14 protein-coding genes are annotated in these 14,214 nt (G+C 31.9%); 10 read left to right on the top strand and 4 right to left on the bottom strand.

The genetic code is table 11. From position 1 onward, the window contains the following. Positions 1 to 7: 7 nt before the first annotated feature. On the bottom strand, positions 8 to 1,066 hold the full coding sequence (locus tag NJT12_RS03695; RefSeq protein ID WP_271334582.1) for a helix-turn-helix domain-containing protein: 1,059 nt from the start codon (positions 1,064 to 1,066) through the stop codon (positions 8 to 10). 212 nt (positions 1,067 to 1,278) lie between these two features. On the opposite strand from NJT12_RS03695, the gene NJT12_RS03690 reads away from it, so the two are divergent. Together NJT12_RS03690 and purE are read left to right on the top strand one after the other, a co-directional pair. Continuing rightward, on the top strand, positions 1,279 to 2,433 hold the full coding sequence (locus tag NJT12_RS03690) for a 5-(carboxyamino)imidazole ribonucleotide synthase (RefSeq protein WP_271334581.1): 1,155 nt from the start codon (positions 1,279 to 1,281) through the stop codon (positions 2,431 to 2,433). A gap of 118 nt (positions 2,434 to 2,551) precedes the next feature. Further along, the gene (gene purE, locus NJT12_RS03685) at positions 2,552 to 3,034 is read left to right on the top strand and encodes a 5-(carboxyamino)imidazole ribonucleotide mutase (protein WP_271334580.1); all 483 of its coding nucleotides are present in this window, start codon (positions 2,552 to 2,554) and stop codon (positions 3,032 to 3,034) included. A gap of 108 nt (positions 3,035 to 3,142) precedes the next feature. Here the strand turns inward: purE and NJT12_RS03680 are convergent, their stop codons facing one another. Then, positions 3,143 to 3,811, bottom strand: coding sequence for a hypothetical protein (locus tag NJT12_RS03680; RefSeq protein ID WP_271334579.1), 669 nt, complete (start codon positions 3,809 to 3,811; stop codon positions 3,143 to 3,145). Between the two features lie 233 nt (positions 3,812 to 4,044). On the opposite strand from NJT12_RS03680, the gene NJT12_RS03675 reads away from it, so the two are divergent. Both NJT12_RS03675 and NJT12_RS03670 read left to right on the top strand, forming a co-directional pair. Beyond that, positions 4,045 to 6,072 carry a M3 family metallopeptidase gene (locus NJT12_RS03675; RefSeq protein ID WP_271334578.1) on the top strand — a complete coding sequence of 676 codons (2,028 nt, stop codon included), beginning with the start codon at positions 4,045 to 4,047 and terminating at the stop codon, positions 6,070 to 6,072. A gap of 130 nt (positions 6,073 to 6,202) precedes the next feature. Continuing rightward, positions 6,203 to 6,862 (top strand): SanA/YdcF family protein, encoded by a 660-nt coding sequence (locus NJT12_RS03670; protein ID WP_271334577.1) that lies wholly within the window; start codon positions 6,203 to 6,205, stop codon positions 6,860 to 6,862. A gap of 110 nt (positions 6,863 to 6,972) precedes the next feature. Here NJT12_RS03670 and NJT12_RS03665 read toward each other — a convergent pair whose 3' ends face one another. Both NJT12_RS03665 and NJT12_RS03660 read right to left on the bottom strand, forming a co-directional pair. Next, positions 6,973 to 8,235: a cation:proton antiporter gene (locus tag NJT12_RS03665; RefSeq protein ID WP_271334576.1), complete on the bottom strand. Its 1,263-nt coding sequence runs from the start codon at positions 8,233 to 8,235 to the stop codon at positions 6,973 to 6,975. 342 nt (positions 8,236 to 8,577) lie between these two features. After that, positions 8,578 to 8,991, bottom strand: coding sequence for a DUF1842 domain-containing protein (locus NJT12_RS03660; RefSeq protein ID WP_271334575.1), 414 nt, complete (start codon positions 8,989 to 8,991; stop codon positions 8,578 to 8,580). Between the two features lie 360 nt (positions 8,992 to 9,351). Between NJT12_RS03660 and NJT12_RS03655 the strand changes: the two genes are divergently transcribed. The 6 genes from NJT12_RS03655 (at position 9,352) to NJT12_RS03630 (ending at position 14,193) form a co-directional block, all read left to right on the top strand. After that, complete coding sequence (locus tag NJT12_RS03655) at positions 9,352 to 10,764, top strand: hypothetical protein (protein WP_271334574.1); 1,413 nt, start codon at positions 9,352 to 9,354, stop codon at positions 10,762 to 10,764. A 16-nt stretch (positions 10,765 to 10,780) separates the two neighbouring features. After that, entirely contained in the window at positions 10,781 to 11,947 is a 1,167-nt protein-coding gene (locus tag NJT12_RS03650) for a hypothetical protein (RefSeq protein WP_271334573.1), read from the top strand. A gap of 2 nt (positions 11,948 to 11,949) precedes the next feature. Then, entirely contained in the window at positions 11,950 to 12,438 is a 489-nt protein-coding gene (locus tag NJT12_RS03645; RefSeq protein ID WP_271334572.1) for a hypothetical protein, read from the top strand. A 101-nt stretch (positions 12,439 to 12,539) separates the two neighbouring features. Next, positions 12,540 to 13,043: a GbsR/MarR family transcriptional regulator gene (locus tag NJT12_RS03640; RefSeq protein WP_271334571.1), complete on the top strand. Its 504-nt coding sequence runs from the start codon at positions 12,540 to 12,542 to the stop codon at positions 13,041 to 13,043. A gap of 68 nt (positions 13,044 to 13,111) precedes the next feature. Further along, positions 13,112 to 13,459, top strand: a complete 348-nt coding sequence (locus NJT12_RS03635) for a hypothetical protein (protein WP_271334570.1) — start codon at positions 13,112 to 13,114, stop codon at positions 13,457 to 13,459. Next, the gene (locus NJT12_RS03630; RefSeq protein ID WP_271334569.1) at positions 13,456 to 14,193 is read left to right on the top strand and encodes a YqjF family protein; all 738 of its coding nucleotides are present in this window, start codon (positions 13,456 to 13,458) and stop codon (positions 14,191 to 14,193) included. Before NJT12_RS03635 ends, NJT12_RS03630 begins: the two co-directional genes overlap by 4 nt. Positions 14,194 to 14,214: the final 21 nt, after the last annotated feature.

Below are 14,214 nucleotides of genomic sequence, written 5' to 3'. Positions count from 1 at the left end.
CTCCAATTTAATTCTCCCTAAAAACAGAAGGTAATACAGCAAATCGTTTCTTAAACGCAGCAGTAAATTTACTGGCACTTTCATAACCTGTAATTGCCGCAATAATCTGAATTTCGACTTCAGAGTTTTGAAGTAATTGTTTGGCAAGAAGCATATTTTTTTCTTTATGGTATTGCAGCATCGAGAAGCCAAATACAATTTTAAAATTAGTCTTTAATTTTGTTGGCGATGTATTTACCTCATACGCAATTTGATCTATTCCTATAAAAGAAGACTGGAGATTGTGCAGAATCATTTTCTCTGCTTTGGCTACATTATAGTAATCTAAGTTACTCAACGAAATATTATCTGTAATACGACTGTCTTCAAAAGAGTTATTGAAAAATTCCGTAATCAATTTCACGCAGTTTTTTTTTAACTCCAAAGTATTAAACTGAATATCATCTTCAGCTTCTAATATTTTCGATATTTTTTTTGACAAAGCATGTGCATTTGGAGCAATATCCAGCCAGGTATAAAATCCTTTTTGAGCATTAAAAAAACTTTCCAATACTCCTTTCCCACAGAATTTACCAGACTTAATATTTTGATCTACCCATTCCTTATTTATGGCGATATTAAAAAATTTGCCCTCGGTTCCTTTATAAAAATAAGTAGCGACCTCAGTATCCGGTTTATAAAAAGTCCAACATGTACTTAGTAAAGTAATAGGTTCAGAATCCTTAAAAGGAAATTTATATTCAAAAACTGAAAACGATAAAATATAATAGTCTCTTAGATGGTCTTTTGTATAAGTTGCTTTTGCAAGAACATTTTCTTTTAGATGAATGTTCGTTTCTAAAATCCAGAAACCCTCTTCTATTTTTCTGTAACGCATTTTACCTTTCCAAAAAGCATTGTCTGAAGAAATTACTTGCTTCAGAGCGTTATGTTTTATTATAGGGATTTTTATAAGACTGTCTAACATCACCTGAGGAGAATTTGACAGGTATGGTAATTCGAAAAAGTCATCTTTTAACAGAAAAAGAAACTTTTGAATATGTTTTGCCCAATCGTTTGTGGTCATGTACCTTATTAAAATGTATGGATGTTAAAATTCTGGTCAAACCTACGCAATTCATATCCACAAAACAAAATTTTAAAACCAGTTATTTTAAAAATTTTAACATTTGAATCAATCCTTTTTTTCAACCTTACTTATATGAAAAAATAGCAATTCAATAGACAATAAATTGGCATTTCTATTTTATCAAGTATCTTTGCAAAAACACAACTACAATGAACTATTTTTCTTCTGATTTTAAATTGGGAATATTAGGTGGCGGACAATTAGGCAAAATGCTATTGTCTGACACTCGAAAATTTGACATACAAACTTATGTTTTAGATCCAAGCGACGAAGCTCCCAGTAAAATTGCCTGCAATAAATTCTTCAAAGGCGATTTGATGGATTATGAAACAGTTTATAATTTTGGGAAACAAGTCGACGTTCTGACTTTCGAAATCGAATTGGTCAATCTTGAAGCTTTAACGCAGCTTGAAAAAGAAGGTCTAAAAGTATATCCTTCTCCAAAAACCCTAAAAGGAATTCAGAATAAAGGAGTTCAGAAAGATTTTTATACAGAAAGTAAGATTCCAACAGCCGCTTATTTAAGATTTGACAGTCCTGCACATTTGCAAAAATCTGTTGGAGATAATGAAATCACCATTCCGTTTGTATGGAAATGTACCGAATTTGGTTATGACGGAAATGGCGTAAAAGTTATTCGTCAGATTTCAGACATGGATGATTTACCAAACGTAGAATGTATCGCTGAAACAATGGTTCCGTTCAAGAATGAATTGGCCGTTATTGTAGTAAGAAACCCTTCAGGAGAGATTAAAACTTATCCGGTTGTCGAGATGGAATTTCATCCTGAAGCCAATCAGGTAGAATATGTAATTTGCCCAGCCAGAATCGATGAAAAAGTTGCCGAAAAAGCCAGAGCTATTGCCTTGAATGTTTCGGAAAAATTTAATCATGTCGGTCTTCTTGCCGTTGAAATGTTTCAAACCCATGAAGATGAAATCCTGGTAAACGAAGTCGCTCCTCGCCCACACAATTCTGGTCATTATTCTATCGAAGCCAGTTATACCTCACAATTCGAAAATCATTTACGCGCTATTCTTGATCTTCCGTTAGGAAATACAGACAGTAAAGTTGCCGGAGTTATGGTAAATTTAGTAGGCGCCGAAGGATTCTCGGGAGATGTAGTTTACGAAAATATCGAAACCATTTTAGGCTGGAACGGTGTTACACCACACATTTACGGTAAAAAACAAACACGTCCGTTTAGAAAAATGGGTCACGTTACGATTGTTAATGAAGACATGACCGAAGCAAGACGAATTGCTGAGGATGTTAAGAATACAATTAGAGTGATTAGTATATAGTTTTCAGTCGCAGTAACAGTTTAAAACCTGAAACAAAATAAACAGTCGCAGTTTTCAGTCTCACCAAAAACGTGAAACCTCAAACTTGAAACTTGAAACTTGAAACAAACAAAAACCTATGAGCAAAGTAGCCATTATAATGGGAAGTATCTCAGACATGCCAGTCATGCAGGATGCCATCGACATACTAAAACAATTTAATATCGAAACCGAAGTTGATATCGTTTCGGCACACAGAACACCTGAAAAATTATTCGATTTCAGTAAAAACGCGCATACTCGCGGTATTTCGGTAATTATTGCAGGAGCCGGAGGCGCTGCACATTTACCTGGAATGGTCGCGTCGATGTCACCGCTTCCTGTAATTGGAGTTCCTGTAAAATCAAGTAATTCTATAGATGGCTGGGATTCAGTTTTGTCGATTCTGCAAATGCCAGGCGGAGTTCCAGTTGCCACTGTAGCTTTAAACGGAGCGAAAAATGCGGGTATTTTAGCCGCACAAATCATCGGAAGCCATGATAAAAAAGTTTTAGAAACTATTATTTCATATAAAGAAGAACTGAAAGCAGCAGTTAACAAAGCGGCTGAAAGTTTGAAATAGTTTTCAGTTTTCAGTCGCAGTTTTCAGTATAAGCTGCCACTGAATAGAATACAAAACAAGAAAGGCTTCCCGTTACGGAAGCCTTTCTTACTTTATAGCTTTTTAAAATTACGCTTCCTCTTCGATATCCTCGAGAACAGCTTCAAATTCAGAATCCGTAATATCATCGTTATTTATCCAATTTTCTGAAGTAACCAGATCATAATTTATATTATCCTTTGTTGTTAATTCCCAAACAATTCCTTCGGCTTCAGGAAATGGAATATTTCCTGAAATCTGATTTTCAAATAATCTCTTAATAAGATTTCTGTCAGACAAGCCATTGTTCAATAATTTTAGCACGTTTTCAGCTGACAGCTTTTGTACTTCACCATTTGTTGGCGTCATTGAAAAATGAACGATAGATGCTTTTGCGTTTGGAAATTTTCCGTTGTATGCTTTAAAAAGCAATTGATTGATATGAAACAAAGTTCCCTGCATATCTATTTCAGGATATTCCTCGCAAACCTTATCAATTAACATGTTGTGTGCTATTTGCTCTATTTGCCCATCGCCTAATCGATCAGCAAATTTATATTTCAAAACGATTTCTGCAGCTTCATGAGGCTCATAATCAGAAATAGCCATTTCCAGTAATTCCGGTAAACTCGCTTTGTCTGCTGTTGCTCCCTCAGGATAATTGAATTTTTCTAATAATTGAACAAAATCTTCATCAGACCAATATCCTTCAACTTCATTCACAGTATCAATACGTTTTATTATAACTTGGTAGTTCATCCTATTTTTATTTTACAATTATTTTTGATTAGTTTTTTTTTCAGTTGTAATCCTGTTTTTCACAATTTAAGATTTTTAAATCTCCTGCACCAATAAATAACATATCTATAACACATTTTAAGAAGGTTTTAATACTGAGAATCAACCTTGTTTAGGTCGTTGGATTTTTATAAATTGCTATCTTTGGGATTCGAAAATATCGACTTCAATTAATAAAAATAAATTACATCATAATGAACGTTTTACTTTCAAAATTCACAACCAAACATAATACTGCTCCTTTTTCTCAAATTAAAATCGAAGATTATCTTCCTGCTTTTCAGGAGGGAATTACTTTGGCTAAAGCCGAAATCGATGCTATCGTAAACAATCCTGAAGCACCAACTTTTGAAAATACCGTTGTAGCTATGGATTTTTCAGGAGATATTTTAGATCGCCTATCAAGTGTTTTCTTCAATTTGAATTCAGCAGAAACGAGTGACGAAATGCAAAATATCGCTCAGGAAGTTTCGCCTTTGTTATCAGAATTCGGGAATGATATTACGCTAAACGCTGCTTTATTTGCTAAAATAAAAACTGTTTACGATCAAAAAGAAACATTAAATCTAAATCCGGAGCAGACTACTCTTTTAGATAAAAAATACAAAAGCTTCTCTCGAAATGGCGCCAATTTACCTGAAGACAAAAAAGATAAATTACGCGAAATCGACAAGGAATTATCGAAGATAAAGTTACAATTTGAAGAGAATATTTTGGCAGAAACCAATGCCTTCGAATTGCATTTGACTGACGAAAAAGATTTAGCAGGTTTGCCGGAAGGAACCATCGAAGCGGCAAGGTTATTGGCTAAAAACCAGGAAAAAGAAGGTTGGATTTTTACTTTAGATCATCCAAGTTATCTTCCGTTTTTGACTTATGCCGATAATCGCGAATTGCGTAAAAAGATGGCAATCGCTTTTGGAGCAAGATCGTTTCAGAATAATGAATTCGACAATCAGGAAAATGTCTTGAAAATTGCCAAATTACGTTTCGAAAGAGCCAACTTGTTAGGATATAAAACCCATGCAAATTTTGTGTTAGAAGAAAGAATGGCCGAAAGCCCGGAGAAAGTTTTCTCTTTCCTGAATGATTTATTAGCAAAAGCAAAACCGGCAGCTCAAAAAGAATTCGCCCAATTAACTGCTTTCGCAAAAGAACTGGACGGAATCGAAGAATTACAAAAATGGGATGGTGCTTATTATTCGGAAAAATTAAAACAACAGCTTTTTAATTTAGACGATGAAAAACTGAAACCTTATTTTCAAATAGAAAAAGTATTAAATGGCGCTTTTACAGTTGCCAAAAAATTATACGGATTAACGTTTACTGAAGTTTTTGATATCGACAAATACCACGAAGAAGTAACAACTTATGAAGTAACAGATTCTGAAAACAATCTAGTTTCAATTTTCTACGCAGATTTTTTTCCAAGAAAAGGAAAAAGAAACGGCGCCTGGATGACTTCATTCAAACATCAATATAAAAAAGACGGCGTTAACGAAAGACCACACATTTCGAACGTTTGTAATTTTACCAAACCAACAGAAACGAAACCATCGTTATTGACTTTTAATGAAGTAACTACTTTGTTTCACGAATTTGGTCACGGATTACACGGTATGTTAGCCAATACGGTTTACCCAAGTTTATCAGGAACTTCCGTTTTCTGGGATTTCGTAGAATTACCAAGTCAGATTATGGAAAACTGGTGTTACGAGCCTGAAGCTTTGGCTTTGTTTGCGAATCATTACGAAACCGGAGAAATTATCCCAATTGAGTATGTTCAGAAAATTAAAGAAAGTGCGAGTTTCCAGGAAGGTTTGGCCACTTTGCGCCAGTTGAGTTTTGGATTATTAGATATGGCGTGGCACGGACAAGATCCAACAAATATTACGGATCTAAAAACTTTCGAAACAGAACAATTTGCCAATACGCAATTGTATCCTGATGTAAAAGAAAATGCAATGAGTACAGCTTTTTCTCATATTTTTCAAGGCGGATATTCTTCCGGATATTACAGTTACAAATGGGCTGAAGTTCTGGACGCTGATGCTTTTGAATATTTTCAGGAAAAGGGAATTTTCAATCACGAAGTGGCAACAAAATTCAAAGACAATGTACTTTCAAAAGGAGGAACAGAACATCCTATGATTTTATACAAACGTTTTAGAGGCCAGGAACCTAAACCGGAGGCTTTATTGAAAAGAGCGGGACTTTTATAGATTATTGGACTTCTTAGATTATTAGATATTTTAAAACCGAAGTGGAAATACTTCGGTTTTTTAATTTGATTTTGACTAACGGGAATTTTAAGTATCTTCGCTTTTTAAATCTTAATCTTACAAATACATCTTGAAAAAATATTTCAAAATAATCCTTTATCTTTTCATTTTAGGATTGATCGCTATCATTTCCGTAAACTATTATGTGAAGTATTCTACCAAAAAAAACATCTATTATTCCCTGAAAAAATTCCCAAAGAATGATGTTGGAATTATTTTTGGTGCCGGAATAAATGGAGATCAGCCAAGCAAATATTTAAAAGACCGTTTGGATGCTGGTATTTCTTTATACAAAGCAAACCGTATTAATAAAATTTTACTTTCGGGAGATAACGGCCGTGATGAATATGATGAACTAACGGTAATGAAAAACTATTGTTATAAACACGGAGTTGATACTACAAAGATTTTTATTGATTATGCCGGATTCGACACCTATTCAACCATGTATCGCGCCAAACATATTTTCAACATCAAAAAAGCGACATTAATCTCTCAGGAATACCATTTAAACCGAGCCATTTATATCGGGCAAAAACTTGGAATAAAATCTGCCGGATACTCTGCTAATAAGGGTGAGTATTTGGGATACCAATATGTTACTTTTAGAGAATATGGTTCTATTTTTAAATCGTTCTTTGATGTTTTAAGAAATAGAGAACCTCGTTTTTTAGGAACTCCCATTGATATCAACGGTCCTTCTAACTATTCTAAAGAAGACAAACGATAAAAAAAGCCTGCAAAAATATTTTTGCAGGCTTTTTTTCTTCCGGTCAAATAATTTTAAAGATAAAAAATCTTCATTTTTCACTCTTTATTCTATTCTTTTTATTCTATTTTCTACTCTTTCTCTAAAACCTTTTTCGCTAATTTCCCAACGGTCAGTCCTTGTACCACAATTGAAAATAGTACGACAATATAAGTTACTTCCAGCAACAGGTTTTTATATTCTCCTTCTGGCATAGAAAGCACTAATGCAATAGAAACTCCTCCTCGAATTCCTCCCCAAACCAACACCATCAAAGAACCTTTGCTATAGGCAGATTTTATACCGAAAATCTTAAATATATCGAAGAATTTCCAAGGTAAAACTATAGACGCAATTCTTGCAAACAACACTATAAAAATAGCCACAAAACCAGTTAGCAATTGTTTGTTTAAATCTGGCAATAATAACAACTCAAAGCCGATAAACAAGAATAAAATAGCATTTAATATCTCATCGATAAGTTCCCAGAATTTACCTAAATAATCTTTTGTTACTTCACTCATCGCTACTTTTTTGCCATAATTACCTATAATCAATCCTGCAACTACCATTGCCAACGGACTTGAAACATGTAAACTCTGTGCAATCAGAAATCCTCCCATAACGATAGAAAGCGTTATTAGAACAGAAACTTTATAATCGTCAATTTTCTTCATAACCCTTGATGCAGTATATCCTAAAACAGCTCCTAATAAAAGTCCGCCTAATCCTTCTTCTGCAAATAACAAGGCGATAGAACCAAAAGTCATATCAAATGTTGGATCTGTAGCCATTTTTAAAACAACAGCAAACATTACTACTGCAACCCCATCATTAAACAAGGATTCACCAACAATTTTGGTTTCAATTCTTTTAGGAACTTTTGCCTGTTTCAAAACACCCAACACCACAATAGGATCGGTTGGAGAAATTAATGTACCAAAAACCAAGCAGAATATATAAGGAATCTTTATTCCCATAATTGGTGCTATATAATAAAGAAGTACAGAAATGATTAATGCTGACAACACCACACTAACCGTAGAATAAATCATAATAGGAACTTTTTGCTCTTTAAGATCAGACATATTAACATGCAGAGCACCTGCGAACAAAAGAAAATTTAACATCGCTCCCATTAAGATTTCGTTGAAGTCAAATTCTTTAATCAATTCAAAAAAATGTTTGGTTGTATCTGGAAAATAAGAATCACCCAACAGACGAATACCTACTGAAACCAACATTGCAATAATCATGATTCCAATAGTTCCCGGGAGTTTTAAAAATCTTAAATTTAAATAAGCGAAGAAAGAGGCCAGTACAATTAGTACCGAAAAAGTATAGTATAATTCCATAAAAAGTGATTTTTACAAAAATATATTTCCATTATCTAATACAAAATTTCATTTCCTAAATTAACATAACTTTACAATTCCTAAAACAACTCTTTGAATTATTCTTAAAATTTCCCACTTTATTCAACAATAAACTCAAAGAATCAAATTTTTATACTTTATTGATGATTTGTAAAATTGAAAAATGGTTATTTTATTTTTTTATAGGTTTAATTATTTAGGCAACGAATATTTCCAACAAAAAAGACCGCCTAACCAGACGATCTTTTTAAATCAAAACTCTAATTGAGTCAGGAAATTTTTATTATCCTGTTGAATTTGTTTTTGGGGAGAAATTAATTTCTAAACTAACTCTTCTTTTAGATTTTTTATTGCTGCTACCGGCACTTTTTCAATTTGATGTTTGTAGTATGAAAAACCTCCAGTTCCATTCCAGGAATCATTGATCGCTAAGTTAGCGTCAAAATCAGCTAAAAAAGAACCAATTGCCGGCGGAGGAACAGAGTGAATGTATTGCCCGTGCAGACTAACTACTTTAGTAAATTCTCCAAATCCGGTCGAATGAATTCTTCCTTTTACCTGAACAACAATATGGCTATCGGGACCTTGTATTGCCTGAGTAACTACTACAGTACCAGACACTGAATTTTGTGATGGTACTACTACTAAACTAAATGTTGCTATTGGAGCACCTGGTGTTCCAACATTTCCAATTGTGCCTTTCGCTAAATAAGCACCTGCTAATAAATCTGACATAACTTTTTGATTTAGGTTTCCTACTCATAAGGCTTTTCGGGAACGCCTCGTTTTTTTAAGTGGTTTCTGCTCCACATGTTTGACTTCTTCACTGTGTTATTTAACATCTAAAAAAACATCTTAAATAATACATTAAAATTTATTTCTATTTCAAAACTATATCAAATACATAGGCATTATGAATAAAATGTTATAAAACGGAAATTACTAGTTATGAACAAGATAAAAGAATGCCACAAGAAAATTAAACACGTAAAAACACCTATTCCTAATAATTATGAAGAATATAAATGTTAAATAAAAACTTTGATATCGTTTTAAAAATAATATGTTTGTACGCTTTTACTTAAAACCACTATTATGAAATCAATTTTTAGCGAAACTCAAAATAATGTGATTAATAAAATTTGGGTTTTCGGAATTATACTTTTCTCTCTAAGTATGATTCTCTATTACATCGAAGTTTTTACACCGAACACTTTTATATTTACACAGCTTTGGCGTGTACTTTTTTGGTTTTTCAACACATTAATTCTTTCGTGGTATTTTTATAAAAACAATAAAATAAAAACCGGTATCATCCTGCAATTATTGAGTCTGCCATATTTTTTCAAAAATGACATTTCATTTTTTTTAGATTATAATTTCACACACTACCTTTATAATTTCACCTGGTATGAAAGCATCTATATCAACAAAATCATCAGTTTTTTGACGCTTATAATTCCTTTTTTTTATTTTGTTAAATACTATTTTGCACTGGAAAACTTTAATATTTCCAAAAAAACAAAATGGTTCTTTCCGGTACTAATTTCTATAGTTTTACTCATTGTTATTGATATAGAAGCCAGGGATACATTTGGAAATTTTGCATTTTTAAATTTCAGCGAACCTTATATGCAGGATATATTGATAACGATTATTGAGTTTATCAATACGTTTAAAATTTTATTTGGTCTGATTGGTTTCTTCTACATTACCAATAGATTTGGAGGAATTAAAAGTATCCGCAAGCCTATAGACGAGCAATTTATTGATAAAAATTTCTTCAAGTGGGGATTTATAATCAGCTTTTTTATTTTGATTCTGACAGTTTTAGATCTGGCTCAATCAATACTTACAATTTCGATTTTTTCTTCAAAATTTGATTTTGCTGAAATCTGCAAGTTAATATCAAGCTATTTTTTATTACTCTACTCAGGAAGATTTTTAGGCAATCTAATCCAGTTTCGAGGTTATTCCTTAAAAAAATATTTTGGAGTTATAAATGTTTTTGCACTTGCTCCTATATTAAATATTTTTACTTTTTTTGTTTTACTTCTAACAAAAAAAACAGAAAACGCAACTCAATATTTTCTTAATCTAAAGAAAAACAAAAAACTTCACTTAGCTATTTATTGCCTTTTACTAACCGCTTTTCTGGTATATGAATATTTTACAAATGAAGTAAAAACCATAAATGATCTCATAAAAATTCCCGTTTTTATACTAGCAATACTTTTGGTTGCCTATTATAAGATCATGACCAAAATTGTTCCTTTTGCAGTAGTTCTGTTTTTATATTTTAAACACATAAAATTCTTTTTTGATTTTACCGATGGTTATCTCGTTTTTTTCAAAGACAAGATTTTCTCCTTTCTATGGCTCTCTAGCTTTGGCGTTTTTATTCTTTATTATGTTCTTTATTATGTCTTGCATAAATCATTTTATGTTGAGTACTCAGACATTGAAAACGAAGAAGACTTAGCGGTAAATATTGATAAGTTTAATTAACAAATAAATGCTCCTTATGAAAAATATCAAAATAATATATTTACTGGTATTGCTTTTATCAATATCAAGTTGCAAAAGATATAATGTCGAAGAAAATAAAGACAATACAGAATTAATTGCACAAGAAACAAAAATCAACAAACAAGAAGCTCAAAAGATTTTCAATTCAAAAGTAAACCTGACTCCTTTATCTGAAGCAGGTAAATACAACATTTCTATTCCGGACAATTATATGTATCAAGTTACAGTCTATGAAGAAGGCAATATTGATTTGGTGTTTGGAAAAATAGATTTTGCAAATCGAAAAGATGTAGTAGCAATTGAGTTAACCACCGCTTTGTTTCCCCGTGAAAGGCTTTGCTCACAAAGCGTTTATGTCATCAAGGAAGAAAACCCTAACCTGATTAGCATCCCGGAAATCAAGAAACAGCTTGTAAAAGAAAATTATATTTACTTTGAAGATTCTAATAGTATTATTTACGGCGAAAATTTTACTGTCATACATTATGAGTACGATGCTGCCGCAAAAAGCTATATTATTTACAATGGAGAAATCGATCACTTTGCAAAATTTCCTGAAAAAGAAAATCTTGCTCTTCACATGCTTAAAAATGGTAAAAATTTATTAAAAAAGGATTTCATAAAAGTTCCATTCAACTCCTGGGAAGAATATGTTTTGAATTCTCCTAAAGCTGAAATTAATTTGTTCAGTTCTATTTTTAACAAATTAGATAAGGAAATGCAGGCTTTCTTAGAGCCTAATCAATACGTTTCGCCAAGATCAGAAGGAAACTACGACTATGTAACCTTTTACAGAGCAAATGACGCGATAGAACGTACTTATCTTAATTTTCTAAATGCTGTAAAAACAAACACAATAGAAAGTTTCGAAATACCGGAGAAAATCAGCAAAGACTTTGAAAAGATTTTTTTTAGTTACAGATATTCACTAGCAAATAAATATAGCTATTCCCAAATAGATAATGTCACAGATTTAAAAATTACAGATTCAGGATATAATAATCGTGTTTTCGAAAAATTAATTTGTAAAGTACAATATGACGGGAAAATTTTTTACTTGACTACAAATGAGATCTCAGATCTTACAAGAGACTTTTACATTAAAATGTTCAATTATTATTCAAAAAATAAGACATTAGATATTCCTGCCATAAAAAAATAAATATGAAAATTATACAAAAAATCATTGCATTAATAGCCCTGCTAACATTCTACGGTTGCCATTCTGCTGGCGAAGATTTAATTGAAGTACCCGTAGGTAAAGATGAAATTACCTCTTCAGGCGAGATTAGTTTGAAAAAAGGAGAAACCATCGTATTCTGGACGAAAATAAATAGCAATTCCCCATATCCTGAATACACTATTAAATATCTCATTCAAGAAAACAAAAAAACGGTTGAATTTGACAGTATTACTAGATTTTCTTCTGAAACAAATCACATAATAAATGCTAAGGCAAGTTCTGAAATCATTACTGAAAAGACTTTTGAAGAAAAAGACACTATAATACACAAGAAAGATTTTGAATTTGAACTTGAAAATAAAAAATTTACTGCTCCAAAAGATGGCAAATACACATTTGATTTCAAGCTGACAAAATCCGATTCTGACTCCTTTTATAATAGTGGTATATCAATCGTTTTAAGAAAGTAAGAATATCATTTTTTGAAACCATTTTTGTCAATTCTTTTTTTACTCAAAATAAACTTTCATTTATTTTTGAAAGTTTAAAAACTTTTACTTACATTTGTTTCATGGAATTCAAAGAAGCAAAAAATAAGTTCGTACAAACATGGGGAGCATTAGGTTCTCAATGGGGAATTAATAAAACCATGGCACAGATCCATGCTTTATTAATGATCTCGAACGAACCTGTTTCGATGGAAGACATTATGGACGAATTGCAAATTTCCCGTGGAAATACGAGCATGAATCTAAAAGCTTTAATGGATTGGGGAATTGTATATAAAGAATACAAAGCCGGAGAAAGAAGAGAGTTTTTTACTGCCGAAAAAGATTTAGATGAATTGGCTGTAAAAATTGCAAAAGAAAGAAGTAAAAGAGAAATTAAACCTGCTCTTAAAATCTTAAAAGAAGTTTCTACAATCGAAGCAAAAGATTCTGCAGAAGAAAAACACTTTGTAGATCAGACCTCAAAATTATATGATTTCGTATTAAAGGCAGACAATATGTTAGACAAAATGACTGAATTTAATGATAACTGGTTGGGACGTTTGGTCATGAAAATCATGAAGTAGATCTTCAAACAAAAAAAATTTAATTAAAACTTTCATTTTTTTCTGAAAGTTTAAAACAATCTATAACTATGAAAGCCATAAATTACCTTAATTATTTTTTTGTTGGTATGCCAATATTACTAGTTTTAATCGCAGCAGTGATACCTAATAATGGAGCCGAATTCGCTTTTTGTGGTGTTTTATCAACCATACTTACCGGTTTATTTCAATTAATTTTTGGGATCAAAATGCTGTTGGATGAACCTGAAGATAAAGATCTTCAACATTATATAAGTGGCGTCATTTTCTTTTTCCTTTTATGGTTTGTTAATGGTCTAATACTCCATTTTGAGTTTATTTACTTCATCTTGTTTCCAATTCCAATAATTCTTGCAATCTACTTCTCTACTATAACTTATAAAAAAGCACAACAATGAATTTCTTAAAAGCAGAATGGAAAAACCTGGCACTTTTCAATTATGAAGTTGATGCCGGAATATTAGAAAAATATGTTCCCGCCGGAACTGAAATAGATACCTGGAACAACAAATGTTATGTGAGTCTGGTTGGTTTTATGTTCAAAAACACAAAAGTATTAGGAATTAAAGTTCCTTTTCATGTAGATTTTGAAGAAGTGAATTTAAGATTCTACGTAAAACGTTTTGAAAATGGCGAATGGAAACGCGGCGTTGTTTTCATCAAAGAAATTGTTCCTAAAAGTGCCATCACTTTTATTGCAAATACTTTGTATCAGGAACATTATGAAACTCAGAAAATGCGACATGAAATCATTGAAAATGAAAACACAAACATTTTTATATATCAATGGAAAAATGATAAAAAGTGGAATACTATTCAATTAGAAACAAAGAAAACTCCACTAGAAATTAAAGTTGATTCTGAAGCTGAATTCATTACAGAACATTATTTTGGTTATACTAAAATTGATGCCGGTAAAATTTTCGAATATGAAGTTCAGCATCCACGATGGGAACAGTTAGAAGTTTTAAATCATAACGTTGATATTGATTTTGATAAAACATATGGAGAGGATTTTAAATTTCTTCAAAACATAAAACCAGCTTCTGTCTTTCTGGCAAAAGGTTCAAAAATTACAGTCAAGAATAAAAGAAAACTAGAATTTGTAAAAGCATTAGAGGAAATGGCATAATAAATTCGCAATCAATAATTT

Origin of the sequence: Flavobacterium azizsancarii (assembly GCF_027980145.1) — a bacterium.
Classification (GTDB): Bacteria; Bacteroidota; Bacteroidia; order Flavobacteriales; family Flavobacteriaceae; genus Flavobacterium; species Flavobacterium azizsancarii.
Note: the sequence above shows the minus strand (reverse complement) of the source record. Positions and strands in the feature narration are given on the sequence as shown.

What these genes read in the sequence shown, in the direction of transcription:
- NJT12_RS03630 (WP_271334569.1), top strand. Translation starts at nt 13,456, where the DNA reads ATGAATTTCTTAAAAGCAGAATGGAAAAACCTGGCACTTTTCAATTAT.
- NJT12_RS03650 (WP_271334573.1), top strand. Translation starts at nt 10,781, where the DNA reads ATGAAAAATATCAAAATAATATATTTACTGGTATTGCTTTTATCAATA.
- NJT12_RS03675 (WP_271334578.1), top strand. Translation starts at nt 4,045, where the DNA reads ATGAACGTTTTACTTTCAAAATTCACAACCAAACATAATACTGCTCCT.
- NJT12_RS03660 (WP_271334575.1), bottom strand. Translation starts at nt 8,991, where the DNA reads ATGTCAGATTTATTAGCAGGTGCTTATTTAGCGAAAGGCACAATTGGA.
- NJT12_RS03645 (WP_271334572.1), top strand. Translation starts at nt 11,950, where the DNA reads ATGAAAATTATACAAAAAATCATTGCATTAATAGCCCTGCTAACATTC.
- NJT12_RS03690 (WP_271334581.1), top strand. Translation starts at nt 1,279, where the DNA reads ATGAACTATTTTTCTTCTGATTTTAAATTGGGAATATTAGGTGGCGGA.
- NJT12_RS03665 (WP_271334576.1), bottom strand. Translation starts at nt 8,235, where the DNA reads ATGGAATTATACTATACTTTTTCGGTACTAATTGTACTGGCCTCTTTC.
- purE (WP_271334580.1), top strand. Translation starts at nt 2,552, where the DNA reads ATGAGCAAAGTAGCCATTATAATGGGAAGTATCTCAGACATGCCAGTC.
- NJT12_RS03655 (WP_271334574.1), top strand. Translation starts at nt 9,352, where the DNA reads ATGAAATCAATTTTTAGCGAAACTCAAAATAATGTGATTAATAAAATT.
- NJT12_RS03680 (WP_271334579.1), bottom strand. Translation starts at nt 3,811, where the DNA reads ATGAACTACCAAGTTATAATAAAACGTATTGATACTGTGAATGAAGTT.
- NJT12_RS03695 (WP_271334582.1), bottom strand. Translation starts at nt 1,066, where the DNA reads ATGACCACAAACGATTGGGCAAAACATATTCAAAAGTTTCTTTTTCTG.
- NJT12_RS03635 (WP_271334570.1), top strand. Translation starts at nt 13,112, where the DNA reads ATGAAAGCCATAAATTACCTTAATTATTTTTTTGTTGGTATGCCAATA.
- NJT12_RS03640 (WP_271334571.1), top strand. Translation starts at nt 12,540, where the DNA reads ATGGAATTCAAAGAAGCAAAAAATAAGTTCGTACAAACATGGGGAGCA.